At 40.8% G+C, this 25,540-nt stretch carries 23 protein-coding genes and 6 tRNA genes; 18 read left to right on the top strand and 11 right to left on the bottom strand.

The genetic code is table 11. The annotated features are described in order from the left end of the window. Positions 1–68: 68 nt before the first annotated feature. Complete coding sequence (gene rluF, locus ACPEH5_RS16415; RefSeq protein WP_048607837.1) at positions 69–944, top strand: 23S rRNA pseudouridine(2604) synthase RluF; 876 nt, start codon at positions 69–71, stop codon at positions 942–944. A gap of 143 nt (positions 945–1,087) precedes the next feature. Here the strand turns inward: rluF and ACPEH5_RS16410 are convergent, their stop codons facing one another. Further along, complete coding sequence (locus ACPEH5_RS16410) at positions 1,088–2,224, bottom strand: M4 family metallopeptidase (protein ID WP_071548205.1); 1,137 nt, start codon at positions 2,222–2,224, stop codon at positions 1,088–1,090. A 158-nt stretch (positions 2,225–2,382) separates the two neighbouring features. Further along, positions 2,383–3,300 (bottom strand): oxygen-dependent coproporphyrinogen oxidase, encoded by a 918-nt coding sequence (hemF, locus tag ACPEH5_RS16405; RefSeq protein ID WP_166686812.1) that lies wholly within the window; start codon positions 3,298–3,300, stop codon positions 2,383–2,385. A 136-nt stretch (positions 3,301–3,436) separates the two neighbouring features. Here hemF and ACPEH5_RS16400 point away from each other — a divergent pair, with 136 nt between their 5' ends. The 8 genes from ACPEH5_RS16400 (at position 3,437) to cysM (ending at position 11,104) form a co-directional block, all read left to right on the top strand. After that, the gene (locus ACPEH5_RS16400; protein ID WP_042844611.1) at positions 3,437–3,868 is read left to right on the top strand and encodes a GNAT family acetyltransferase; all 432 of its coding nucleotides are present in this window, start codon (positions 3,437–3,439) and stop codon (positions 3,866–3,868) included. Between the two features lie 91 nt (positions 3,869–3,959). After that, a complete protein-coding gene (locus ACPEH5_RS16395) occupies positions 3,960–4,565 on the top strand; it encodes an RpoE-regulated lipoprotein (protein WP_281111132.1) in 606 nt (201 codons plus the stop codon). Positions 4,566–4,805: 240 nt separating this feature from the next. Further along, the gene (locus ACPEH5_RS16390) at positions 4,806–5,705 is read left to right on the top strand and encodes a Dyp-type peroxidase (protein ID WP_166686810.1); all 900 of its coding nucleotides are present in this window, start codon (positions 4,806–4,808) and stop codon (positions 5,703–5,705) included. A gap of 334 nt (positions 5,706–6,039) precedes the next feature. Further along, on the top strand, positions 6,040–7,062 hold the full coding sequence (locus ACPEH5_RS16385; RefSeq protein WP_042844607.1) for a sulfate ABC transporter substrate-binding protein: 1,023 nt from the start codon (positions 6,040–6,042) through the stop codon (positions 7,060–7,062). Next, a complete protein-coding gene (cysT, locus tag ACPEH5_RS16380; RefSeq protein WP_042844606.1) occupies positions 7,062–7,892 on the top strand; it encodes a sulfate/thiosulfate ABC transporter permease CysT in 831 nt (276 codons plus the stop codon). The genes ACPEH5_RS16385 and cysT overlap by 1 nt, the downstream gene beginning before the upstream one ends. Continuing rightward, the gene (cysW, locus tag ACPEH5_RS16375; protein WP_042844605.1) at positions 7,892–8,752 is read left to right on the top strand and encodes a sulfate/thiosulfate ABC transporter permease CysW; all 861 of its coding nucleotides are present in this window, start codon (positions 7,892–7,894) and stop codon (positions 8,750–8,752) included. The genes cysT and cysW overlap by 1 nt, the downstream gene beginning before the upstream one ends. Before the next feature lie 2 nt (positions 8,753–8,754). Next, a complete protein-coding gene (gene cysA, locus ACPEH5_RS16370) occupies positions 8,755–9,843 on the top strand; it encodes a sulfate/thiosulfate ABC transporter ATP-binding protein CysA (RefSeq protein WP_042844604.1) in 1,089 nt (362 codons plus the stop codon). Positions 9,844–10,219: 376 nt separating this feature from the next. Then, entirely contained in the window at positions 10,220–11,104 is an 885-nt protein-coding gene (cysM, locus tag ACPEH5_RS16365; protein ID WP_042844602.1) for a cysteine synthase CysM, read from the top strand. 81 nt (positions 11,105–11,185) lie between these two features. Here the strand turns inward: cysM and crr are convergent, their stop codons facing one another. From crr to cysZ, 5 genes are all read right to left on the bottom strand, one after another. Next, a complete protein-coding gene (gene crr / locus ACPEH5_RS16360) occupies positions 11,186–11,695 on the bottom strand; it encodes a PTS glucose transporter subunit IIA (protein ID WP_004264878.1) in 510 nt (169 codons plus the stop codon). Between the two features lie 48 nt (positions 11,696–11,743). Continuing rightward, positions 11,744–13,471 (bottom strand): phosphoenolpyruvate-protein phosphotransferase PtsI, encoded by a 1,728-nt coding sequence (gene ptsI / locus ACPEH5_RS16355; RefSeq protein WP_042844601.1) that lies wholly within the window; start codon positions 13,469–13,471, stop codon positions 11,744–11,746. Between the two features lie 142 nt (positions 13,472–13,613). Next, positions 13,614–13,871: a phosphocarrier protein Hpr gene (gene ptsH, locus ACPEH5_RS16350; RefSeq protein ID WP_004264876.1), complete on the bottom strand. Its 258-nt coding sequence runs from the start codon at positions 13,869–13,871 to the stop codon at positions 13,614–13,616. A 352-nt stretch (positions 13,872–14,223) separates the two neighbouring features. Next, a complete protein-coding gene (gene cysK, locus ACPEH5_RS16345; protein WP_281111133.1) occupies positions 14,224–15,177 on the bottom strand; it encodes a cysteine synthase A in 954 nt (317 codons plus the stop codon). 244 nt (positions 15,178–15,421) lie between these two features. Continuing rightward, complete coding sequence (cysZ, locus tag ACPEH5_RS16340) at positions 15,422–16,186, bottom strand: sulfate transporter CysZ (RefSeq protein ID WP_042844599.1); 765 nt, start codon at positions 16,184–16,186, stop codon at positions 15,422–15,424. Between the two features lie 218 nt (positions 16,187–16,404). Here cysZ and zipA point away from each other — a divergent pair, with 218 nt between their 5' ends. The 4 genes from zipA to ACPEH5_RS16320 all read left to right on the top strand — a co-directional run bounded on the left by zipA (position 16,405) and on the right by ACPEH5_RS16320 (position 21,287). Continuing rightward, positions 16,405–17,400 carry a cell division protein ZipA gene (gene zipA / locus ACPEH5_RS16335; RefSeq protein ID WP_048607828.1) on the top strand — a complete coding sequence of 332 codons (996 nt, stop codon included), beginning with the start codon at positions 16,405–16,407 and terminating at the stop codon, positions 17,398–17,400. A 59-nt stretch (positions 17,401–17,459) separates the two neighbouring features. Beyond that, positions 17,460–19,475 carry an NAD-dependent DNA ligase LigA gene (gene ligA / locus ACPEH5_RS16330; RefSeq protein WP_048607826.1) on the top strand — a complete coding sequence of 672 codons (2,016 nt, stop codon included), beginning with the start codon at positions 17,460–17,462 and terminating at the stop codon, positions 19,473–19,475. A gap of 278 nt (positions 19,476–19,753) precedes the next feature. Continuing rightward, the gene (locus tag ACPEH5_RS16325; RefSeq protein WP_042844596.1) at positions 19,754–20,938 is read left to right on the top strand and encodes a NupC/NupG family nucleoside CNT transporter; all 1,185 of its coding nucleotides are present in this window, start codon (positions 19,754–19,756) and stop codon (positions 20,936–20,938) included. A 133-nt stretch (positions 20,939–21,071) separates the two neighbouring features. Continuing rightward, positions 21,072–21,287, top strand: coding sequence for a DUF3820 family protein (locus ACPEH5_RS16320; protein ID WP_042844595.1), 216 nt, complete (start codon positions 21,072–21,074; stop codon positions 21,285–21,287). Positions 21,288–21,297: 10 nt separating this feature from the next. On the opposite strand, the gene ACPEH5_RS16315 is transcribed toward ACPEH5_RS16320, so the two are convergent. Then, entirely contained in the window at positions 21,298–21,714 is a 417-nt protein-coding gene (locus ACPEH5_RS16315; RefSeq protein ID WP_042844593.1) for a MarR family winged helix-turn-helix transcriptional regulator, read from the bottom strand. 123 nt (positions 21,715–21,837) lie between these two features. Here ACPEH5_RS16315 and ACPEH5_RS16310 point away from each other — a divergent pair, with 123 nt between their 5' ends. Further along, positions 21,838–22,590, top strand: coding sequence for an SDR family NAD(P)-dependent oxidoreductase (locus tag ACPEH5_RS16310; protein WP_129466120.1), 753 nt, complete (start codon positions 21,838–21,840; stop codon positions 22,588–22,590). 120 nt (positions 22,591–22,710) lie between these two features. On the opposite strand, the gene ACPEH5_RS16305 is transcribed toward ACPEH5_RS16310, so the two are convergent. The 3 genes from ACPEH5_RS16305 to gltX form a co-directional block, all read right to left on the bottom strand. Beyond that, positions 22,711–22,786: transfer RNA gene (locus ACPEH5_RS16305), tRNA-Ala, on the bottom strand. 49 nt (positions 22,787–22,835) lie between these two features. Then, positions 22,836–22,911: transfer RNA gene (locus ACPEH5_RS16300), tRNA-Ala, on the bottom strand. Positions 22,912–23,275: 364 nt separating this feature from the next. Continuing rightward, positions 23,276–24,697: a glutamate--tRNA ligase gene (gltX, locus tag ACPEH5_RS16295; RefSeq protein ID WP_042844589.1), complete on the bottom strand. Its 1,422-nt coding sequence runs from the start codon at positions 24,695–24,697 to the stop codon at positions 23,276–23,278. 428 nt (positions 24,698–25,125) lie between these two features. On the opposite strand from gltX, the gene ACPEH5_RS16290 reads away from it, so the two are divergent. The 4 genes from ACPEH5_RS16290 (at position 25,126) to ACPEH5_RS16275 (ending at position 25,526) form a co-directional block, all read left to right on the top strand. Beyond that, positions 25,126–25,201 (top strand) — tRNA-Val (locus ACPEH5_RS16290). Between the two features lie 25 nt (positions 25,202–25,226). Next, positions 25,227–25,302: transfer RNA gene (locus ACPEH5_RS16285), tRNA-Val, on the top strand. 34 nt (positions 25,303–25,336) lie between these two features. Continuing rightward, a tRNA-Val gene (locus ACPEH5_RS16280) sits at positions 25,337–25,412 on the top strand. A gap of 38 nt (positions 25,413–25,450) precedes the next feature. Next, a tRNA-Lys gene (locus ACPEH5_RS16275) sits at positions 25,451–25,526 on the top strand. Positions 25,527–25,540 lie beyond the last annotated feature (14 nt).

Here is a 25,540-nt window from a genome sequence, read left to right as displayed (position 1 = left end):
AACGTTGCTTTCACACAACCAAAACTAACAACGATGGCGCGGTGGGGCACAAATGATTGAGGTAAATTATGGACACTCGTTCTTCTACACGTCTAAACAAATATATTAGTGAAAGTGGTATTTGTTCACGACGTGAAGCTGATCGTTATATTGAGCAAGGCAATGTCTTTATTAATGGTAAACGTGCAGCCATCGGTGACCAAGTTTTTGCAGGTGATGTGGTTAAAGTTAATGGTCAATTGATTGAACCGCGTAATGAAGATGATTTAGTATTAATTGCGTTGAATAAACCAGTGGGGATTGTCAGTACCACGGAAAGCGGCGAAAAAGACAATATTGTTGACTATGTTAACCATAGCACGCGAATTTTCCCTATTGGGCGTCTAGATAAAGACTCTCAAGGGCTGATTTTTTTGACTAATCACGGTGATCTGGTTAATAAAATTTTACGTGCCGGGAATTCTCACGAGAAAGAATATTTAGTTACGGTGAATAAACCCGTTACAGATGATTTTATTCGAGGCATGGGAGCCGGAGTCCCCATCTTAGGTACGATGACTAAGAAATGTAAGGTGAAAAAAGAAGCGCCTTTTGTGTTCCGTATTACCTTGGTGCAAGGTCTGAATCGTCAAATTAGGCGGATGTGTGAGCACTTTGGTTTTGAAGTGACTAAGCTTGAACGTATTCGTATTATGAATGTTCGGTTAACAGGGCTTCCAGTTGGAGAGTGGCGTGACTTAACAGCAGACGAACTGATTGAATTATTTGATATGATGGAAAAATCAGAATCGGATATTAAACCGAAAAAACAGGCAAAGACCCAAGCAACCAGTAAAAATGGTGGTGGAGCCAAACAAAATACAGGGAATAAGCCAAAGGCGAAACCTGAAAACCCTACACGTAAAAAATTTACCCAACCGGGTCGTAAAAAGAAAAAACGTTAACGTGCGGGTTTAGTTAAAAATCCTTTGCTTATAAGGCTGAATGATTAGGCATTTGAATTGCTTAACATCGGCCTTTATAGATGAAAATGACTAGCTACTAAGAACAGCTATTTGGCATGGTGATGTCGCCATATGATACAAGATTAGTGTTTATCGAATACTAATCCAACTTTTTCCCAGCTTTTTTGTGTTTGTGATGCGATTTGTTCACCAAATAATTTTTGGGCGTTACTCACTGTTGCTGTGGCAAATTGCTTGAAATCCGCCATTGAGGTAACAATAGGGTCTGATACTGCCGCTATCCATATTTTACCAGCAACATCCCATGTATATCCTCCAAGGCTAGTTGCTAATAAATGAAAGGCTTTATTCGGGATACCTGAATTAATATGGACACCACCATTATCAATCCGCATAGGTAAATCTCGATATTGAGACATATGACCAACTTGTGGGTCAACATTTTTGTTATTCAATGCATAAGCAGTGCCTGGGGCACTCATGGAACGTAAGGCTGGGGCATTAATTTGGTCGATAAATAAATTTTCACCAATAAGCCAATTGGATTCACAAGCTGTCTCATTTTGTACAAATTGTTTGACCATAATGCCTAAAACATCAGCAACGGATTCATTTAGCGCACCAGATTGAAATGCATATCTAAAGTTAGCTTTTGAACTAATGAAACCATGGGCTAATTCATGGGCAATTATGTCAATGTCATTGTAAAAGGGGCCAAAGACTTTACCATCTCCGTCACCAAAGAAAATAGCCTGAGAATTCCAAAAGGCATTAGCGTAGTTTGTTCCATAATGAATAACCGCATTGATGTCTGCAGAACAGCCAAACATCTGGTCAATATCTAATTTCTCCTTAAAGAAAGCACGTACTTTCCCAATATAATCGAAGACATAGCCTGCCGGTGCTGAAGGGGCTTTATCATCACCTTCACTCATGATCACAGTATAATCATCATGTGGCATATGCTCATTAAGGGAAAGTTGGTCACGCTGGCAAATCGGTAAATCTGAGTGTCGATGGATCTTATAGGGAACAGGGCGCTGAGCATCTCGAATAAAGCGGCTGTAATTTTTAACAGGATCAATAGAACAAGCAGATAGGCTATTACGATGTAATTGTGCATCTTCATCTGAATAGATTCTGCTCATGACATCATTGATATGAATGAGTGTAGGGTTGAGCTTAGTCACTCCAGTTTCGGAGATTAAACTTGATATTAGACAAGGCGATAATAAGGAACGACCTAAAATTTGACTCATATTATAACTCCATTCTATTGGATGAAATGGAATCATAATTGTTTTTTTGTTTTATGTAACCTTTTGATATTTAACGAATTTAGTTAGATTTTGTTATATTTTATTAGAAAGGTAGAAATGGAATATTTCTACCTTAATGAATAAGTTTGTAACAGTAATTATTGGGTTAACCAGTCTTTACCGAGGATTAAAAATTCACTATAGAGAGTCGCTTCTGGGCTATTAGGCTCAGGATGATAGTCATATTCCCAACGCACCAGTGGTGGCATTGACATTAAAATAGACTCAGTTCGTCCACCGCTTTGTAAACCAAATAAGGTGCCTCTATCCCAAACTAAGTTAAACTCGACATAGCGACCACGACGATATAATTGAAACTGTCGTTCGCGTTCTCCCCACGAATGGCCACAGCGTTTTTCAACAATGGGTACATAAGCGTGTAAAAAACCATGTCCAACGGCTTGTGTGAAGTTAAAACAGTTATCGAAACCCCATTGATTGAGGTCATCAAAGAACAGGCCACCGACACCCCGAGGCTCATTACGATGTTTTAAAAAGAAGTATTCGTCACACCAATGTTTATATTTAGGATAAACATCATCGCCATAAGGTAAGCATAAATCGCGAGCTACAGTGTGCCAGTGAATGACGTCTTCGTTAAAGGCATAAAAGGGGGTTAGATCAAACCCACCACCAAACCACCAAACAGGGGCTTCTCCCTCTTTTTCGGCGATAAAAAAGCGCACATTCGCGTGGGTAGTTGGGATATATGGGTTGAGTGGATGGATAACCAGAGAGACGCCCATTGCTTGGTAGCTACGACCTGCGAGTTCAGGGCGGTGTGCTGTGGCAGATGCAGGTAATTTTTCCCCCTGAATATGGGAGAAGTTGACCCCTGCTTGTTCGAATATAGCCCCATTAGTTAATACTCGGCTACGGCCCCCACCACCTTCAGAACGTTCCCATGTTTGTTCTAGAAAAGTTTCCTTACCATCTAGCTCAGTGATTTTTTGACAAATAGTATCTTGTAAGCTTTGCAAGAAAGCTTTTACACGACCGATATCTGGGTAATTCATTGTTTTCTAATAGAACCATAGATGAAAAATAATAACCAAAGTATACCCTTTTGTCGTAAAAAAGGCATATTGAATATTGATTGTGTGGCAAAAGCAGTGATAATGACAGAAAGATTAGTTTAAACGGGCAAATGTTATGGAAATACGCATCTTTCGCCAAAGTGATTATGAAGATGTACTGACGTTATGGGAACGTTGTTCTCTCAATGAGTTTTCGGGGGACCCTGAACTCGACATCGAACGTAAATTACAATGCGGTGCAGACTTATTCTTAGTCGCTGAGGTCGCAGGTGAGGTTGTTGGTACCATTATGGGCGGGTACGATGGTATCCGCGGCACAGCCGTTTACCTTGCTGTACATCCTGAATATCGTGCGCGCGGTATAGCAAATGCTTTAGTCAGCCGGCTAGAGAAAAAACTAATTGCCAGAGGGTGTGGAAGAATTGAACTTTTAGTGAGCGAAGAATCAGATGCCGCTATTTGTATGTTTGAAAAAATGCTTTATGAAGAAGAACAGTCTGAACGTTTGATTTATTCGAAAAAATTAACTCACGAAACGGATTTTTAGGTTAATTGACTATTTGTTTAATCATTCATGTGAATGTTTTGGCAAATAGGTTGTCACAATATGCATTATGCGACGGATTAAAGAGGATGATATGTCCCAACATGCAACTTTTAATAACAATAGCGGCTTAACGCCATTGTTGAAAATTACTCTGCTATGCGGAATAACACTATTGTCAGGTTGTGCTGGCACGAAAATTTTTTCGCCATCGACTTGGTTTAGTAGCCCACTAGTGATCTCTAGCTCAGGGGTTGGTCAAGTAACCAATTTTACCCCGATGCAAGCTGATACTATTAAAACGCAGCTTAATGACCGTTATAACATCCGTAGCGGAATGCAAATGGACAATGGTAATGTGGTCGCTATTTTCCAAGGCATTAATGATGACGAGGTAAAATTAGAGATAATGGGGCCTGAGCATGGCTATGTGTCGCGCATTACAGTCAATGACCCTGATATTGTTACCGAGTGGGGGCCAAAAGTTGGCACTGAATTTAGTGAAATATACCAAAAAGCATTTGGTGTATGTAGCCTTGGTGAGCGAATCAATGATGTACCAAGCATTGAATGTAATTCGCCACAATCAACAAAAGTTATTTACCGTTTTACGGGTAAATGGCAAGGGCCAGAAGGGATGATGCCTTCGGATGATGACCTTCAATCATGGACAATATCGCAGATAATTTGGCATAAGTAAGCTGATTTTAAGGTATATCGTCAGGTTTAGTTATACTGGCGATCCCCTCTTTTATCGAACCTCGTTATTGTACACAAATAAATTTCCCCTTTCTTAAATTTTCTTTCCTATAATAGGCATCGAAACCTATAAACCCTTGCGTTAAAACAAGGTGAAAAACATCACGATAAGATAGGATAATCATATCGTTTTATATAAAAAATAGGTTATATAACATACTCATTTTACGAGGTTTACCGTATGTCTCATTCTCAAAGTGGTATTTTGAAAGAACATAGCCGTTTTGGTATTTTTATTGAAGCACAAGTGCAAGAAGGATCTCTGGATGAAGTTAAATCTGGATGTAAAGGCTTTGTCGATGCTTTGACCAAATTACAGGCGCAATATCCTGATGACCGTCTTGGTGCAGTAATTGCGTTTGGCTCTGATATTTGGCAGCAATTGGGGCATGCTCAGTGCGCACCTGAATTGAAACCATTCCATACATTAGGTAAGGGGCTTGCGCCTGCCACACAAAGAGATATGTTTATTCATATTCAATCTCTTCGCCACGATATTAATTTCTCTTTAGCGCAAGCGGCACTAAAAGTGTTTGGTAAATCTATTCATGTTGTTGAGGAAATTCATGGTTTCCGCTGGGTAGATGATAGGGACTTAAGCGGTTTTATTGATGGTACAGAAAATCCGCAAGGTGAAGAAATTGCGGAAGTGACATTAGTCGAACAAGGCGATGACAAGGGTGGTAGTTATGTTTTAGTTCAACGCTATGAACACGACTTAAGTAAATGGGATCGTTTTACTGAACATGAACAGGAAAAAATGATTGGCCGTACTAAACATGATAGCGTTGAGCTTGATGAAGATGTGCGTAATGTGACTTCGCATGTTTCACGAGTCGTGGTAGAAGAAGAGGGTGAAGAGCTATCCATCATGCGTCACAGCCTGCCGTATGGCACAGCAAGTGGTAAACATGGTTTATTCTTTGTCGCCTATTGTGCAAGGCTACACAATATTGAACAACAATTGCTTAGTATGTTTGGTGAAAAAGACGGTAAATACGATGATTTACTGCGTATGACGAAAGCCGTTTCAGGTAGTTATTACTATGCGCCTTCTCTTGAGAAACTACTCGCATTATAAATGACTGTTTGCCGCATGGATGCGGCGCTCTTTTGTTATCATGAATATGCTGATGCCCTGCCTAAGTGAATATCAATCTTTTCTCACCCCAAACGAATTAAGCCATCAACAACCGTAAATACGGTATATAGATTTGTCGATTTGGTTTATTCATGAAAACTATTCATTTCTTAACTCATTAAAATAAAACAGTATTTTTACTCTTATGTCGATATTTTCTTTGTTATTCTAATTTGATATATCAAAAGGTGATTGATAGCTACACAGTTATAACCAAAACAGATACAGTGTTTTTAATCTTAGTCGTTTTGGTTTAGTTATGAATGGGTGTGGAATGAAAAAATCATTTTTGAAAAAAACAGCATTAGCAAGCTTAGCGACGGCATCGTTATTCGGCAGCACGCCATTAATTGCCGCAGAACTCCTTAATAGCTCTTATGACATTGCCCGTGAGTTATTTGTGGCATTAAACCCTTCATTTGAAAAACAGTGGAATGAAGCACATCCAGACGACAAATTAACGATTAAACAATCCCACGCGGGTTCATCGAAGCAAGCGCTAGCAATATTGCAGGGGTTGAAAGCCGATGTTGTCACTTATAATCAAGTTACAGATGTGCAAATTTTGCACGATAAAGGCAAATTGATCCCTGCTGACTGGCAAGCTCGATTACCAAATAATAGTTCACCTTATTACTCCACAATGGCGTTTTTAGTGCGTAAAGGAAACCCTAAGGGAATTAAGACGTGGGATGATTTGGTACGTGAAGACGTAAAATTAATATTTCCAAACCCAAAAACATCTGGAAATGGCCGCTATACCTACCTTGCTGCATGGGGGGCTTTTAACCAAGAAAACAATGGTGACCAAGCAAAAACACGTGAGCAAATGAAGCAATTCCTAAAAAATGTCGAAGTATTCGACACTGGTGGCCGTGGTGCAACTACCTCTTTTATTGAAAGAGAGCTAGGTGATGTATTGATTAGCTTCGAATCAGAAGTGAACAACATTCGTAGTCAATATGGTGAGTCTGATTATGAAGTGATTGTACCACCAGTTGATATTTTGGCTGAATTTCCAGTGACTTGGGTTGATAAAAATGTACAAAAAAATGGTTCAGAAGATGTCGCTAAAGCTTATTTGAATTATTTATATAGCCCTCAAGCCCAAGAAATTATTACTAGCTTTAATTATCGCGTGAATGATAAAGCCGTAATGGAAGCGAATAAGGCTAAATTCCCAGAGACAAAACTTTTTACAGTTGAGTCTCAATTTGAAAGCTGGCCAAAAGTGATGGATGTGCATTTTGCAACAGGTGGCGAGTTTGACGAACTAATGGCTCAAGGGCGCCGTTAATGAGCCGTTCAGGAAAGCGCTTTCTACCAGGCTTTGGGCTGACATTAGGGAGCAGCTTATTTTATACCTGTTTGATTTTGCTGCTACCCATGAGTGCATTGGTAATACAACTGTCAGATATGACATGGCAGCAATATTGGGCGGTGATTAGTTACCCGCAAGTGGTTGCCGCCTACAAAGTAACTTTGTTGTCAGCGCTGGTTGCCAGTCTATTTAATGCCGTCTTTGGCCTATTATTAGCTTGGATTTTGACTCGCTATCGCTTTCCTGGACGTCTGTTTTTAGATGGTTTAGTTGATTTGCCTTTTGCATTACCTACCGCCGTCGCTGGTTTGACACTCGCGACATTGTTTGCAACTTCTGGTTGGTATGGTCAATACCTTCACCAGTTCGACATTAAAGTTGTGAATACATGGTTAGGAATTGCGGTAGCAATGGCGTTTACCAGTATCCCATTTGTAGTGCGTACCGTGCAGCCTGTTTTAGAAGAGTTAGGGCCTGAATATGAAGAAGCGGCGCAAACGCTCGGTGCTAGCCGCTGGCAAACATTTAGACGAGTCGTATTACCTGAACTTTCCCCAGCTCTTTTAGCGGGTACAGTGTTGTCTTTTACTCGTAGTTTGGGGGAATTTGGTGCCATTATCTTTATTGCAGGTAACATTGCTTGGCAAACAGAAGTAGTTTCATTAATGATTTTCAGTCAATTACAGCAATTTGATTACCCTGCGGCGAGTGCTGTCGCATCCGTTATTTTGGCGGTTTCATTGCTGCTTTTATTTAGTGTTAACTTAGTACAAAGCCGTTTTGGTAAACGATTAGGGGGTAAGTAATGGCACAAGTTACACCTATTCATGCTGCTAATCGTTCCCAAATCAACTGGGGGAAATGGTTATTAATAGCCATTGGTATTCTGTTCTCAGTTTTGCTATTGGTTATCCCAATTATTTGGATTTTTATTACAGCATTTCAAAAAGGCTTAGATACCGTTTTACTGAATTTAGCAGACCCTGACATGTTACATGCGATTGGGCTAACTGTGTTAATTGCCTTAATTACCGTACCTGTAAATTTGGTTTTTGGCACAATGATGGCATGGCTCGTCACGCGTTTTCATTTTCCGGGTCGGCAGTTACTGCTTACATTAGTTGATATCCCATTTGCGGTTTCCCCCGTCGTCGCAGGTTTATTGTATTTGCTGTTTTATGGTTCTAATAGCTGGTTTGGTGGTTGGCTTGAAGGGTTTGATATTCAAGTTATGTTTTCATGGCCAGGAATGGCTTTAGTGACGATTTTTGTGACTTGCCCATTTGTTGTGCGTGAATTGGTACCATTGATGTTAAGCCAAGGCAGCCAAGAAGATGAAGCCGCGGTATTGCTGGGGGCTTCAGGGTGGAAAATGTTTTGGCGGGTGACATTACCGAATATCCGTTGGGCGTTGCTATACGGTGTTGTACTGACCAATGCTCGGGCGATTGGGGAATTTGGAGCGGTATCCGTGGTTTCCGGTGCTATTCGTGGTGAGACCTATACCTTACCGTTACAAGTTGAATTATTACATCAGGATTATAATACTGTCGGTGCATTTACTGCCGCAGGGGTCCTCGCTGTAATGGCCATCATTACATTAATCCTTAAAAGCGCATTGCAATGGCATTTAAATCGTCAGCAGTCTGAATCAGGAGTCCATTGATCATGAGTATTGAAATTGAAAAAATCGGTAAGTTATTTGGGAAAACCCAAGTACTCAACGGTATTTCACTGGATATTGCATCGGGTGAGATGGTGGCGCTATTGGGGCCTTCTGGTTCAGGTAAAACAACGCTATTAAGGATAATCGCAGGGCTTGAGCAACAAAGTTACGGTACTTTGCGTTTCCACGGCCAAGATGTCAGTAAAATACATGCAAAGGATAGGCATGTAGGTTTTGTTTTTCAGCATTATGCATTATTTCGTCATATGACGGTATTTGATAATGTCGCTTTTGGCTTAACAGTTCTACCGCGTAAGCAGCGACCATCCACACAAGCTATCAAACAAAAAGCCATGCAACTATTGGAGATGGTGCAATTATCTCACTTGGCTTCCCGTTATCCTGCACAGCTCTCTGGTGGGCAAAAGCAACGTGTAGCTTTAGCACGTGCACTGGCGGTTGACCCGCAAATTTTATTGCTTGATGAGCCTTTTGGAGCTCTTGATGCGCAAGTTCGTGTTGAGCTACGCCGCTGGCTACGTCAATTACATGACGAGTTAAAATTTACTAGTGTGTTTGTCACTCATGATCAGGAAGAAGCCATGGAAGTGGCAGATAGGGTCGTCGTTATGAGTGAAGGGCATATTGAGCAGGTTGGGACGCCAAGTGCTATTTGGCAGAGCCCTGAGACTCGCTTTGTTCTTGAGTTTATGGGGGAAGTTAACCAAATCTCAGCACAAATCAGGGGGTCAATGCTCAATATCGGCGGTTATGAATTTTCGCTTAATCATAGCAGTGCTCATCAAGGAGAGGTCGATGTATTTCTTAGGCCTTGGGAAATATCATTACAACCTGAAGTGGATGAACAACACCGTTTACCTGTTAGGGTAACAGAATCTGGTCCAAGAGGTCATTTTTGGCAATTAACAGTTCAACCATTAGGGTGGGGAAATGACCCAATATCTGTTGTTTGGCAGTCCGCAGCAACAATACCGACACGGGGTGAACGTTACTTTTTAGGTAGCAAGCAGGTTAAAATTTACCAAGGAAACACGGAGTTATTATTTCCTCAATTAGCGGAAAGTGCATGAATATAAATTGTTATTGTTGATAGCATTTATATAAATAGATAATAAATGCTATTTATTTTTATGACATCTTAAGTATCTCTCTTTTCTGTTGTTGGGCTATTTATGAATAGTATTTAGCCCAACAATCACGTCGTTTTTTCTTGTAATTCATTGATATTTATGTGTATTATTTTATTTTTTCTGTTAAATATAACTGGTAATCATATAAACTTATAGTAATATATTATATCAATTAGCTATATCAATAATGGTAATAAAGATAATCTATTTTTCTAATATTAATGTGAATAGATTTCATTTTTCACGCGCTAATATTGGAGTAATATCTTATTTCTATTTGCTCCTATCTATAAATAAAAATTATAAGGATGGTAAAGTGTCAACTCTGGAACAGTTTATCGGTAATACACCTTTAGTAAAACTTCAGCGCTTGGTTCAAGGGGTTAATGCTGAAATTTGGGTTAAGCTAGAAGGTAATAACCCTGCGGGTTCAGTGAAAGATAGGGCTGCCTATTCGATGATCAAAGAAGCTGAAGAACGAGGGGAAATTAAACCTGGGGATACGCTTATTGAAGCGACGAGCGGCAATACAGGGATAGCACTAGCGATGATAGCTGCACTAAAAGGCTATAAACTAAAATTACTGATGCCAGATAACATGAGTAAAGAGCGCCAAGCATCTATGCAAGCGTATGGTGCGGAGCTTATTTTAGTGAGTACCGCAGTGGGAATGGAAGGTGCTCGAGATCTCGCTAAAGAAATGGCGCTCAGGGGGGAAGGGACTGTATTAGACCAATTTAATAACCCAGATAACCCATTAGCTCATTTTAAAACAACCGGCCCAGAAATTTGGCGGCAGACACAGGGGAGGGTCACCCATTTTGTCTCTAGCATGGGAACAACAGGGACTATCACAGGGGTCAGCCGTTATTTAAAATCCCAATCAACCGATGTACAGATTGTTGGGTTGCAGCCCGCAGAAAAAAGCCAAATCCCAGGGATCAGACGTTGGTCGCCGGGGTATCTTCCCGGTATTTTTGATGATTCATTAGTTGACAGTGTATTAGATATCAACCAACAAGAAGCCGAAGAAACCATGAGGGCTTTGGCAAAAATTGAGGGGATATTCTGTGGTGTCAGTTCTGGTGGAGCAGTAGCAGGGGCTTTAAAAGTAGCAAAAGAGAACCCAGGTGCGGTGATTGTTGCGGTAATTTGTGACCGAGGAGACCGTTATTTATCGACTGGGGTATTTAACCAGTAAGGTTAACTCAGGCTAAGAACGAGTAAAGCCATCAGGCAAGGGCCTGACGGCTTTGTCTAGCGAATAGAGCGGATAGCTAGGCTATTTCTTTATACGCATGATAACTGTTTCACCAACGGTCACTGAACCCGTTAGTTTATTCAGTTCTTTAATTTCATCCATGTTAGAAATAACAACAGGAGTGAGAACCGATTTGGCTTTTTCTTCTAGCAGTGCTAAATCGAATTCGATGATTAAATCACCTTTCTTGACGGTTTGGCCTTCTTCAGCGATACGTTTGAAACCTTCGCCTTTGAGTTCAACTGTATCAATTCCGAAGTGAACAAATAGCTCTATACCATCATCTGATTCAATAGAAAATGCATGGTTAGTTTCAAAGATTTTACCAATTGTACCATCTACAGGAGCGACAATTTTATTCCCTGCTGGTTTAATCGCAATACCATCACCAACAATCTTTTCTGCGAATACAACATCTGGAACATCTTCAATATTGACAATCTCACCAGATAAAGGGGCGATAATTTCAATACTACCACTGCTACTTTTGTCTTCCGAAACGAGTGATTTCAGTTTGTCAAACAGACCCATGGACCTTCTCCTAATCGTTTTATATGGGACCGAACTAATGTGCTGTTCCTAGCATAACGTTTTTTCTTGGATAAAGGTATCTACAAGTTTCATCAATTCATCTGCTGTTGGTTGAGCAAGTGCTTGTTCAGCCAGAGCCTGAGTATCAACAAAGTTCGCATTGCGAATTAATTTTTTGATACGTGGAATTGATATTGCGCTCATACTAAATTCATCCAGCCCCATGCCAAGTAGCAATAAGGTTGCACGCTCATCTCCTGCGAGTTCCCCGCACATCCCTGTCCATTTACCTTCTGCATGTGATGCATCAATCACTTGCTTAATTAAGTTTAGGACAGCTGGTGACATTGGGTTGTAAAGATGAGAAATCAGTTCATTACCACGGTCAACCGCTAAAGTGTATTGAGTTAGATCGTTCGTCCCAATACTAAAGAAATCAACTTCTTTTGCCAAATGACGAGCAATAACTGCTGCTGCTGGTGTTTCCACCATAACACCAACTTCAATTGCTTCATCAAAGGCTTTGCCTTCTTCGCGTAATTGAGCTTTTAGTATCTCAAGTTCTGCTTTTAGTTCACGAACTTCTTCAACGGAAATGACCATTGGGAACATAATACGCAGTTTACCAAATTTAGACGCTCTTAAAATAGCTCTTAATTGTGAGTGTAGAATTTCTTTGCGGTCAAGACAAATACGAATTGCACGCCAACCAAGGAAAGGGTTTTCTTCTTTTGGCAAATTCATATACGGCAGGTCTTTATCACCACCAATATCCATTGTACGAACAATAACAGCTTGGCTGCCCATTGACTCTGCAACGGCTTTATATGCTTGGAATTGTTCTTCTTCGCTTGGGAATGAATCCCTATCCATAAATAAAAATTCGGTACGATAGAGGCCAACACCTTCTGCACCATTACGTTCAGCCCCTGCGACATCACGTACAGTACCAATATTTGCACAGACTTCAACTTGATGTCCATCAAGTGTGATTGCTGGCAAATCTTTTAATTTTGCGAGCTCTTCTTTTTCTTGCAGATATTCATCACGGAAAGCTTTTAACTTATCAACTTCAGCTTCTGATGGGTTTAAGTAGATAGTGTTATTTACACCATCTAATACGATAAAATCACCATTTTTAATTTTACTGGTTGCATCACTCGTGCCGACAATAGCAGGCAACTCAAGAGAACGAGCCATAATTGAGGTGTGTGATGTACGACCACCTAAATCGGTGATAAAACCCAGAACTTTATCTAAGTTCAGTTGTGCGGTTTCGGAAGGCGTTAAATCAGCAGCAACCAAAATCACTTCTTTGTCGATAGCGCTTAAATCAACAATTGGAATATTTAAAATATTTTTTAGTAGGCGCTTACCGATATCGCGTACATCGGCAGCACGTTCTTTCAGATACTCATCATCTAGGGACTCAAGTGCTTGGGCTTGGTCTTCAATAACGGAATAGGCGGCAGCATCAGCCGTTTTTTTGTCGCCTTTAATCAAAGAGATTATTTCTTGTTCAAGCTCTTCATCTTCTAGCAGCATAATATGACCTTCAAAAATCTCAGCTTTTTCGGCTCCAAGATTTTTTTCGGCTTTCTCTTTAATTAAAGTGAGTTGTTCGGCTGATTTGTTACGACCCTCAATAAAGCGTGCAATTTCTTTATCTGCCTGATCGTCAGCAATCTTTTTTGTGCTAACAACGATAGGATCTTCTTTGAGGATTAAAGCCTGACCAAAAGCAAAACCCGGGGATACTAAAATTCCTGAAATCATAATATTACCTTACTGCTGCTAGTGCTAGGAGTTCTGATATTGCAGAGACCGCTATGGTTATACCGATTATATAAATATCCCCGAATGATATCATTCAGGGACAGCGAATGAGATCGGTAAGGCGTTTCTCTTGCGTGCGAAATTATTCTAATTCGCCCATCAGTTTAACTAAATGTTCAACGGCTTCTTTCTCATCTTCACCTTCAGCGGAAATGGTGACCACTGTACCTTGAGTTAAACCCAAAGTTTGTAATTTGAACAGGCTTTTTGCGCTAGCGGATTTGCCGCCAGAAATCAAAGAAATATCAGAAGAGAATGCTTTTGCTTCTTTCACAAATTGAGCTGCAGGACGAGTATGTAGACCATTTGGTGCCGTAATAGTGACTTCTTGCTGGAACATAGTATTTCCTCAATAACTTTAGTTTTTTAATTACCCAGCCTATTGTAGATGAAATAGACTAGGTTTGCGTATAGTTAGATTATTAACTTGCAAAAAGGTTTCCTACTTTGTGCGGTATCAACCCTTTTTCAGTTTTTGCCTCTGAAGTTATGTTTTTTTAGCCACTTTGCAACTACCAGATGTTTGCGGTGGAGGTGACTAAAAAGTGATTAATTTCGAGGTGCAAAATAATTACTATGTTTAATACTAAACCCCGAATTAGAAATCATCTCCCTCCGTGCTAAACTTTGATCTGCACCACAAAAAAAGCACCTTTAAGGTGCTTTTTTAACGAATTTGCAACGAAATTATGTTAGTCAGCAGAAATGTCAGCAAACAGAACAGTTGATAAATAACGCTCACCTGATGAAGGTAAAATTACGACTATATTTTTGCCTTTATATGCAGGGTCTGCAGCAATTTTTGTTGCGGCTGCGATGGCAGCGCCTGATGAAATACCCGCAAGGATACCTTCTTTTTCCATTAATTCACGGGCTGTTTTAACTGCCTCATCATCACTGATTTGAATGACTTTATCGAGTAGTTTTAGGTCTAAGTTACCGGGGATGAAACCAGCACCAATACCTTGAATTTTATGAGGCCCTGGCTTAATTTCTTCACCTGCCAATGCTTGGGTGATAACTGGGGAAGTTTCAGGCTCAACAGCAACGATGGTAACTTCTTTGCCTTTGGTATTTTTTAGATACTTTGCAATCCCTGTGATAGTACCGCCTGTTCCGACGCCCGCAACGATGACATCAACATTACCGTCGGTATCTTCCCAAATTTCAGGGCCGGTTGTTTTTTCGTGAATTTCAGGGTTGGCAGGGTTGTTAAATTGCTGAAGTAAAAGGTACTTTTTAGGGTTACTATTGACAATTTCTTCAGCTTTAGCAATGGCGCCTTTCATGCCTTTTGCACCCTCAGTAAGGACAAGGTTAGCCCCTAAGGCTTTGAGCAATTTACGGCGCTCGATACTCATGGTTTCTGGCATTGTAAGGGTCAATTTATACCCCCTAGCCGCGGCAACATAAGCAAGAGCAATCCCAGTATTACCACTCGTTGGTTCCACTAACTCTTTATCTTTATTTAGGATACCTTTTTTCTCCGCATCCCAAATCATGTTAGCGCCAATACGGCACTTTACACTGAAACTTGGGTTGCGTGATTCCACTTTTGCTAAAATATTACCATTACCAAAATGCTTTAAACGCACAAGAGGAGTGTGTCCAATGGTCAACGAATTATCTTCATAGATTTTGCTCATGGGATATCCTTAAAAATCGGTTAGCGAGTAAAACTGTGTCACTCAGTCAAGACAAAAAATAATATGAATTCAACATACGTGAACAACAAATTAATGCAAATATGATTTGAATATAAGCTTATAACAAAATGCTATTTTAGATCTAATTGTTCTAAGAATGAAATTAAAGCAAAAAATTGATGGTGTGAATGTGTGTGTTGGCATGCGCAGGCGATGAAGCCTGCGCTTATCGGTTAGAAAATACTTAGTAACGGGCGTAACGTCCGCGATACCTATCAACCCACATGAGTGTCGCGCCGCAGACAGCAACAGGCATGATGACTAAATTTACGAAAGGTAGCATCATGAGTAAACTGATGACGCCACCAAATTGAATATTTCTCATGCGTTCTTTCGCAAGCGCTTGTTTCATTTCACTAAAGCCAACGCGATGGTTATCAAATGGGTAATCACAATATTGAATTGACATCATCCAAGCCCCAAATAGGAACCACAAAACAGGTGCTATGGTTTGGCCAATACCCGGAATAAAAAATAAAATCAATAAACCAAGTGCGCGGGGTAAATAATAACCAATACGCACAAACTCACGTTTTATCATGCGTGGAACATCTTTTAGTAGTTCCGCCATTCCTGTGTCAGGAGCGGGTTTCCCTGTCAGTTCGGCTTCTAGTTTTTCAGATAACCAACCATTAAATGGGGCTGCAATAATATTTGCAATGGTACTGAAAAAATAGGTAAAAACTAATAAGATAGAAATCACCGCTAATGGAAAAAACACATAATCAAGCCATTGTAGCCAACTCGGAATATAACTCATCACTTGGTCTATCCAGCCGCCAAGCTTAGTGTATAACCACCAAAAAGCACCTCCTAAGAAAATAATATTTGCTAATAAGGGCAAAATGACAAAGCGTTTAATACCAGGACGTGTAACTAGTCGCCACCCTTGTGTAAAATAATAAAAGCCAGAATGGTCTTTTTGTGGCGAAAATGTCGATTGGGTCATACTTCTTGTTCTCTCCTTTTCGGTTGACTATGTATCATATAGGTATGAAACTAGGCTGACTAGCCATTATTTGCTTAAAAAAGCAGCAAACGAAAGCGGAATATTCTCTTTCTTGTAAGAAAATCGTTCTGAGGGTTGCACTTAGAGCAATTGAGAAATAATCTTAAGGTAGTTTCCGCCGTGTTGGCATAATCATTCATCAACTAGAGATAACAGCGATGCAGGATTTGCGTCTGATATTAGTGGTCGTAGGTGCGATAGCCATTGTCGCTTTATTACTGCATGGTTTATGGACCAGCCGTAAAGAGCGGTCAACGTTATTTCGCGACAGACCGGTAAAACGTCGAAAAAGCGAAACGCAGGATAAATCATCTGAGTATGATGATTCTGTATTATTTACTGAGGACAAACCCACTCAGCAGGGGGCGATTCAACCCGCAGTAGCAGACCCACTTGATTCAGCAAAAAATGAATCTCAAGTTGAGCCAAACATACGGCCAGTAGCTCCGGTTGAGCCTGAACCTAAATTGGCGGCGGCTTCTGAACATCTGGCTAATGAAGAACCTGTGGTGGCTGTACGCACTGAACCCTCTCATGCTCCAGAGCAATTGACTATCAATATGAATGATGAGTCAGTTACTGAGCCACAAGTTAGCACCCAACCTGTGCGGCCTACTGCGATTGAGCCACACATTGATTCAAATAACCTGAAAGAAGAGCCACAGTCGATACAACATGAACAAACAACGGCGAACACTGAAACGAAAGCTGAGCCGCAGGAAGATTCTGCTACAACAAATAGCAAGGAGACAGTTTTGGTACTTCATGTAGCAGCTCATCATGGGCAAGAGCTACAAGGTGAAGTATTATTGCAAAGCATCCTTCAAGCAGGGTTCCAGTTTGGTGAAATGAAAATATTCCACCGTCATGTCAACCCGTCGGGTACTGGGCCTGTATTATTTAGTTTAGCCAATATGGTTAAACCAGGTTCCTTTGATCCTGAAACGATGTCTGATTTCACAACTCCGGGTGTTTCCATGTTTATGATGGTGCCATCTTATGGTGATGCAGGGCAGAATTTCAAATTGATGTTACAAGCCGCTCAGCGTATCGCATCCGATGCGGGTGGTGTTGTGCTTGATGATGAGCGCAAGATGCTCACACCTCAAAAAATAGAGGTGTACCACGCGCGGATCAGAAGCACGTTAAACTAAATAATCGTTTTATAAAGGCCCCCTTAACTGGGGGTTTTTTATCTTTAATGAGTGTGATCATGACTACCAAGCAAGAAATAGACCAATTAAAAAAACAGTTACGTCATCATGAATATCAGTACCATGTATTAGACGCACCCGAAATTCCAGATGTTGAATACGATAAACTTATGCAACGTCTGAAAAGTATAGAAGAGGCGCATCCAGAGCTTATTACGAGTGATTCGCCAACTCAGCGGGTTGGTGCTGCGCCTTTATCGGCGTTTGAAACGGTTCGCCATGAAATTCCAATGCTGTCATTAGATAATGTTTTTGATGAAGCGAGTTATTTAGCTTTTGATAAACGTGTTAGAGACCGCTTAAAAAACCATGAAGAGCTTACATTCTGTTGCGAATTAAAGCTTGATGGGCTAGCAGTTAGTTTATTGTATGAAAATGGTGAGCTAGTACAGGCTGCGACGCGTGGAGATGGGACGGTTGGTGAAAATATTACTGCCAACGTACGGACCATCCGAGCTATCCCCTTGCGTTTGACTGGGGATAATATCCCAGATCGAGTGGAGATCCGTGGTGAAGTCTTTATGCCACAAAAAGGGTTTGAAGCACTGAATGAAGAAGCGCGTAGGACAGATGGCAAAGTATTCGCAAATCCGCGTAATGCCGCAGCGGGCTCTTTACGTCAACTTGACCCACGCATTACAGCGAAAAGGCCATTAACTTTCTATTGCTATGGTGTTGGGGTTGTTGAGGGAGAAACATTACCTGATACCCATTATGGGCGTTTGATGCAGTTTAAAGCGTGGGGTTTGCCTGTTAGTGACTATGTTCAATTGTGTGTTGGCTCGCAAGCTGTATTAGATTTTTATCGCGAAATAGAACAAGCTCGACCAAGTCTTGGTTTTGACATCGATGGCGTCGTTATCAAGGTCAACTCAATTGCTATTCAAGAGGAATTAGGCTTTGTTTCACGAGCGCCACGTTGGGCTACGGCATTTAAATTTCCAGCTCAGGAACAAATAACTCAATTGAAAGACGTTGAGTTCCAAGTCGGGCGTACTGGGGCTATTACGCCCGTTGCGCGTCTTGAACCTGTGCAAGTTGCCGGGGTGATCGTGAGCAATGCGACGCTACATAATGCCGATGAAATTGAACGTCTTGGGGTCCACATTGGTGATACCGTTATTATCCGCCGTGCAGGGGATGTGATCCCGCAAATTGTCAGTGTCGTGGTTGAAAAACGTCCTGTTAATAGCCGTGAAATCGTGTTTCCAACCCATTGCCCTGTTTGTGGCTCTGATATTGAACGCATTGAAGGCGAAGCCGTAGCGCGTTGTACTGGGGGGTTGATTTGTGGCGCACAGCGCAAAGAGGCTTTAAAACACTTTGTTTCTCGTCGTGCCATGGATGTTGATGGCATGGGGGATAAAATTATCGATCAACTGGTTGAAAAAGAATATGTCAAAACGCCAGCTGACCTTTATCAATTGAGTGCAGGTATTTTAACTGGTTTAGACCGTATGGGGCCTAAATCAGCTCAAAACTTAGTCACTGCACTAGAAAAATCGAAACAAACAACACTGGCACGTTTTATTTATGCATTAGGTATTCGCGAAGTTGGAGAAGCTACTGCGGCTAATCTTGCAGCGCATTATGCAACATTAGAAGCGGTAATGTGTGCAGACGAAGAGTCACTGAAAACTGTTCAAGATATCGGTCATGTGGTGGCGAAACATGTCGTGAATTTCTTCCGCGAAGAACATAACCAAGCCGTTATTAACGACCTGATTACTAAGGCTAATATTCACTGGCCAGAAGTGAAGGTCGTGAACAGTGCTGAAATTGATAGTCCATTTGCTGGCAAAACAGTGGTATTAACTGGGTCAATGAGTGTATTAACCCGCGATGAAGCAAAAGACAAGCTGGTCGCTTTAGGTGCAAAGGTGGCAGGAAGTGTTTCTAAGAAAACGGATATGGTGATTGCAGGGGAAGCGGCAGGTTCTAAATTAGTGAAAGCGAATGAATTGGGTATTCAGGTTATAGATGAAAATGAGTTAATACGTTTGCTGAATATTTAATGGTGAACTATATTCAATCTAATTTTGTTGCTTACAAGGTGGTAAGCAACAAAATAATACTTAGGTCGTTGTAAGCCTTAACTTAAATTTTCATTAAGATTTCTGTGCAAAAAAAAGTGATTACAGGGTTTTGTCATAGTTGAAACGTGACCGCCTTCTTCTTTTTGCAAAATACACCTAGTAAGCTTTCATATTAATGTGACCACCGTCTCATTTAAATGTTGTCTATTACATAGAATATGCACATAGACTGATTCTTAAATTTGTTGGAGTCGCATATGACCTCGATCCTGCATTTCGTTTTATCCTTAGTAGTAATTGCTGCTCTTGCAATTTTAGCAAGTAGTAACCGTAGCGCGATCCGCCCCCGCTATGTTATTCAACTCCTTGTTATTCAAATTGCGTTGGCTTACCTTTTCTTAAAATCTAATATCGGCGAATCTTTTGTAATGGGTGTAGCAGGGGTGTTTACTCACTTGCTAGGCTATGCAGCGGAAGGGACGAAATTTATTTTTGGCGGCATGATTGAGGGCAATTTAGCGTTCTTTTTCTTACAAGTCTTGTGTCCAATCATCTTTATTTCTGCATTAATTGGTATTTTACAACACGTCAAAATTTTACCTATCGTGATCCGCATTATCGGTACTGTATTATCGAAAGTGAACGGTATGGGGAAATTAGAGTCATTTAACGCAGTAAGCTCATTATTGTTAGGGCAGTCAGAGAACTTTATCGCGTATAAAGACCAACTCAATAGAATGTCAGAGCGCAGAATGTACACCATGGCGGCAACCGCAATGTCTACTGTATCAATGTCTATCGTTGGTGCTTATATGACCATGTTGGAACCTCGCTTTGTGGTCGCGGCATTAGTGCTTAATATGTTTGGTACTTTCGTTGTTTTATCATTAATTAACCCGTACCCACCAGAAGGTGAAGAAGACATCCAAATGAGCAATTTGCATGAAGGGCAAAGCTTTTTTGAAATGTTAGGCGAATATATCCTTGCTGGGTTTAAAGTCGCAATTATAGTATCAGCTATGTTGATTGGTTTTATTGCCCTAATTGCGATGGTTAATGGTATTTTCTCTGCAGTATTCGGCGTTGATTTCCAAACGATGTTAGGTTACGTGTTTTATCCATTTGCTTGGGTTCTTGGTATTCCTGCGGATGAAGCTTTACAAGTTGGCGGCATCATGGCAGTTAAGATGGTCACGAATGAGTTTGTCGCAATGGATGGATTACAAGCGATTGCTGGTGGCTTATCAGAACGTTCTGTCGGTATCTTATCGGTGTTCTTAGTCTCTTTTGCTAACTTTTCATCTATCGGTATTATTGCTGGTGCAATTAAAGGGTTAGATGAAAAACAAGGTAATACAGTAGCACGCTTTGGTTTGAAACTATTATACGGTTCAACATTAGTGAGCTTCCTATCGGCAGCTGTTGTTGGCTTAGTTTTGTAATCAATAAAAAAGTGTTAAATTGGCAAAACGGCGTTCAAATGAGCGCCGTTTTGCTTTCATATAAAAAAGAAAACTGTTAAAAGAACAGATAAAACGCAGTCAAAGACACAACACTAAAAATGTAAGAGAACAAATGGAAAAACAAGATCTCATCGACATAGCAAATACCTATATGCCGTTTGGTAAGTACAAGGGGCGTGTGCTAATAGATTTGCCAGAGGAATATTTACTTTGGTTCTATAAGAAAGGAGAGTTCCCTGCGGGGCGTTTAGGGCAATTAATGGAAATGACCTTAGGGTTAAAAATTGAAGGGCTTGAAGGCCTTGTGAAGCCACTTAAACGCAGTTAAGCAGCTAAGGCTATTTGTGGCTTAGGGAATCAGTAATTTTCTTACTCAAATTAATAAACAGTTCTTGCTCTTGTTGAGTTAATACTGTTTTAACCTTTAAGGCATTTTCAGCACGGCCAGTGGCTGCACGTTGTAAGAAATCATGCCCTTTTCTTGTTAAGTGGGTGATCAGTTCCCGCTTATCTTCTTCAGATTGATACTGTTCAACAAAATCATAGGATTTTAGGACTCGAAGAAATTTCGATAAATTTTGGCGGGAAAGTCCAAGGGATTGGCTTAATTGGCTCGGCGTCAAATCACCTTTAAGCCTTAATATTTCTAGTACATCATATTGGCCCCAAGTTATTTGCTCGGGGGTAAAACTCGCTCTGCGAGCCACTAATGTACATTGTAATAATGAAAGCGCATCTTCAAGAGCATCTGACATAAAAAATGTTCCTTAATATTCAATCACTCAAGTATACATTGACTTTTTAGATAAAACGATACATTGATTAACTAAAGTTAATTGTTTATAGTTAACTTTGGTTAATCATAATTGAGGTGCATCATGGGGAAATTTAACGACCGAATAGCGCTTATTACGGGCGCATCAACAGGCGTTGGCTTTGGTATTGCTCAGAAATTACATTCCCTTGGAGCGACTGTTGTTATAACAGGGCGCAATCAGCTTACATTAACACAAGCTGCGAAAGAAATAGATCCAACGGGTCAACGCATCAGCACTATCAAAATGGATGTTGCAAATGCGCAAGATTTCAAAGCAACGATTGAAAAAATTGAGCAGCAGTACGGTGCTTTGCATTATCTGGTGAATAATGCGGGTATCACTGGCCCACATGGTGTCAATGTAGAGGATTACCCATTAAAGGCTTGGCATGATGTGGTTGCAACAGATATCACGGGGACGTTCCATGGTTTAAAATATAGCATCCCTAGTATTTTGCGTAGTGGAGGCGGAGCGATTGTCAATTTATCTGCTTGTAATGGGGTGACAGGGATCGCAGGGATTGCACCTTATACGGCGGCAAAACATGCAGTGTTAGGGCTTACGCGCTCTGTGGCGTTAGAGAATGCGCAAAAAGGTATTCGTATTAATGCTGTTGGCCCAGGTTATGTACAAACGCCTAATATTGAGAGGTTACCGCAAGCAACTCAGGAATGGATGTCTTCAACACACCCAATGGGTAGGATGGCGACAAGGGAAGAAATTGCTAATGTGGTCGCCTTTTTATTATCAGATGAAAGCAGCTTTATGACAGGCGCATTTATTCCTATTGATGGCGGTTATACAGCACAATAATGTAGTAAGTATTAAATATAGTGGAGTGCAAATGAGGTAAAAAGTAAATTGATGTTTTACGACATTAATGAAAAAACAAGCGATGTTAGTAAGAAGAAACGAGTAATCAGAGGAAATTATTGGTGGAGCTAAGCGGGATCGAACCGCTGACCTCTTGCATGCCATGCAAGCGCTCTCCCAGCTGAGCTATAGCCCCAATAGAATAATTTTGATGTTGTATTAATGCCACCTAACAGGGAATTAGATGGTGGAGCTAAGCGGGATCGAACCGCTGACCTCTTGCATGCCATGCAAGCGCTCTCCCAGCTGAGCTATAGCCCCAAATACAATTCTTTTGGACGTTGGGATGATATTCAAGGCTAGGGGGAGTGTCAATCAAATAATGGTGTTTTGACACTGACTGCTTAAATATAAAGCAAACATCAGTTAATTCAAATGATTGAAGTGGCTAATTGGCACGGTTAGGTTGCAGTTATGATTTAAAGCGCTTGATGAGATAGGCTGCTTTTCCTTATTTCCGCTAGGCTAATTTTTTATTTAAGAGCTTTGAGCGTAATGGTAGAGCACCTAGATTAAATTGATTGGTATGGGTGGGTTAAGTCATTTTTTATATGACATGAATACATATCTAAATAAAAGCCCCATGCCTAATAAATAACATGGAGCTTTTAAACTTTAGTTTTTATTATTGTGCGCTTGCTTCGCGTTCACTAATAAAGGAGAGTGCTTTGTCAATACGAGCGATAGAGCGTGCTTGGCCAATTGCATGAACAGTAACATCAAGGCCTGGTGATTGGCCTGCACCTGTTACAGCGACACGTAAAGGCATTCCCACTTTCCCCATACCGACTTCAAGTTGCTCAGCGGTAGCTTCAATCGCTTTATGGACATTTTCAGCATTCCAGTCGGTGATTGCAGCCAGTTTGTCTTTAACTACTTCTAATGGTTGACGAGCGACAGGGCGTAGGTGTTTTTTCGCCGCATCAGCATCAAACTCTTCAAAATCTTGATAGAAATAATGACAAGATTCGGCCATTTCTTTTAGGGTCTTGCAACGTTCACCCAATAGCTTAATTAAATCAACTAACTGAGGACCTGTACTCGTGTCGATATTTTGTTGTTCAATATGCCATGCAAGGTAAGTAGCTACTTCTTCAGCAGGTAGTGTGTTGATATAGTGATGGTTTAACCACAGCAGTTTATCTGTATTAAACGCACTTGCTGATTTGCTGATCGCATCTAGAGTAAAATACTCTTTCATTTCATCAACAGTAAAAATTTCTTGATCCCCATGGGACCAACCTAGGCGAACTAAGTAATTTAATAGTGCTTGAGGTAAATAACCATCATCACGATATTGCATAACACTTACTGCACCATGGCGTTTTGATAATTTTTTACCGTCATCACCTAAAATCATTGAAACGTGTGCATATTCTGGAACTGGTGCACCTAATGCTTTTAGGATGTTGATTTGGCGAGGCGTGTTATTGATATGGTCTTCACCGCGGATCACGTGAGTGATTTCCATATCCCAGTCATCAATAACTACACAGAAGTTATAAGTTGGTGAACCATCTGTACGGCGAATGATTAAATCATCGAGTTCTTGGTTGCTAAATTCAATTGGCCCACGAATCCTATCATCAAAAATTACAGAACCCTCTTGTGGGTTACGGAAACGAACAACGTGAGGTTCATCAGGAGTGTGGTTATGAGCGTGATCACGGCAGCAACCGTCATAGCGAGGTTTTTCATTGTTTGCCATTTGCTGTTCACGTAACGCTTCTAAACGCTCTTTTGAGCAGTAACAGCGATATGCAGTACCTGCATCTAACATTTGGTCAATGACAGCATTGTATCGGTCGAAACGCTTAGTTTGATAATAAGGACCCTCATCCCAATTTAAATTCAACCAGTTCATACCGTCCATAATGGCATCGATAGCTTCCTGAGTTGAGCGTTCTAAGTCGGTGTCTTCAATACGCAGGACAAATTCGCCCTGATTGTGGCGACTAAATAACCAGGAATACAGAGCAGTACGAGCACCACCAACGTGTAAATAGCCAGTTGGGCTAGGTGCAAAACGGGTTTTGATTTTACTCATCGAGATTGCCTTAATTGCAAAACATTGTTTTTGAATTGCTTATTTGCTCGCTAGCCAATCGAAGAACTGAAACAAGACATCATTAAATAGGGTTTGTGCAGGACGTTCTGGCTAGTGATATTTATAAGCATTGCTAAAATGTGACTCTATTCTATCATCCTGTAGTGATTCCTCAATCAAGTTATCAAAATAGAAGGAAAGAAAATGATTATTTTGCCGATAAAAATAAAAATAAATGTGGAGGAAAACAATTTTCACTTTTTTGAGCGATAAAATAAGGGTGAAATATATAGGTAATTGATTAAAAAGGCAGCTTTTATGGCGAATATTGAAACATCTTGATTATTTTTGCAACGAACGAAAAAAATCTATTGAAAAATCGTTGACTCAGAACTCAGTATCCCTATAATGCACCTCCATCGACGACGGGGCGATTAGCTCAGTTGGTAGAGCACCTCCCTTACAAGGAGGGGGTCAGTGGTTCGAGCCCGCTATCGCCCACCACCGTTGACGATGAAAATAAATAATTGGGCGATTAGCTCAGTTGGTAGAGCACCTCCCTTACAAGGAGGGGGTCAGTGGTTCGAGCCCGCTATCGCCCACCAATTATTTATGAAAATGTGGAATAAGTCATGAAGTGGGCGATTAGCTCAGTTGGTAGAGCACCTCCCTTACAAGGAGGGGGTCAGTGGTTCGAGCCCGCTATCGCCCACCACTTCATTTGTTACTCGCATTAAAAATACGAAATTAGATGGGTCGTTAGCTCAGTCGGTAGAGCAGTTGACTTTTAATCAATTGGTCGCAGGTTCGAATCCTGCACGACCCACCATCTAAAAGAAACAA

It is taken from the genome of Providencia sp. NPDC089933, assembly GCF_049545585.1.
Lineage (GTDB): Bacteria > Pseudomonadota > Gammaproteobacteria > Enterobacterales > Enterobacteriaceae > Providencia > Providencia huashanensis.
Note: the sequence above shows the minus strand (reverse complement) of the source record. Positions and strands in the feature narration are given on the sequence as shown.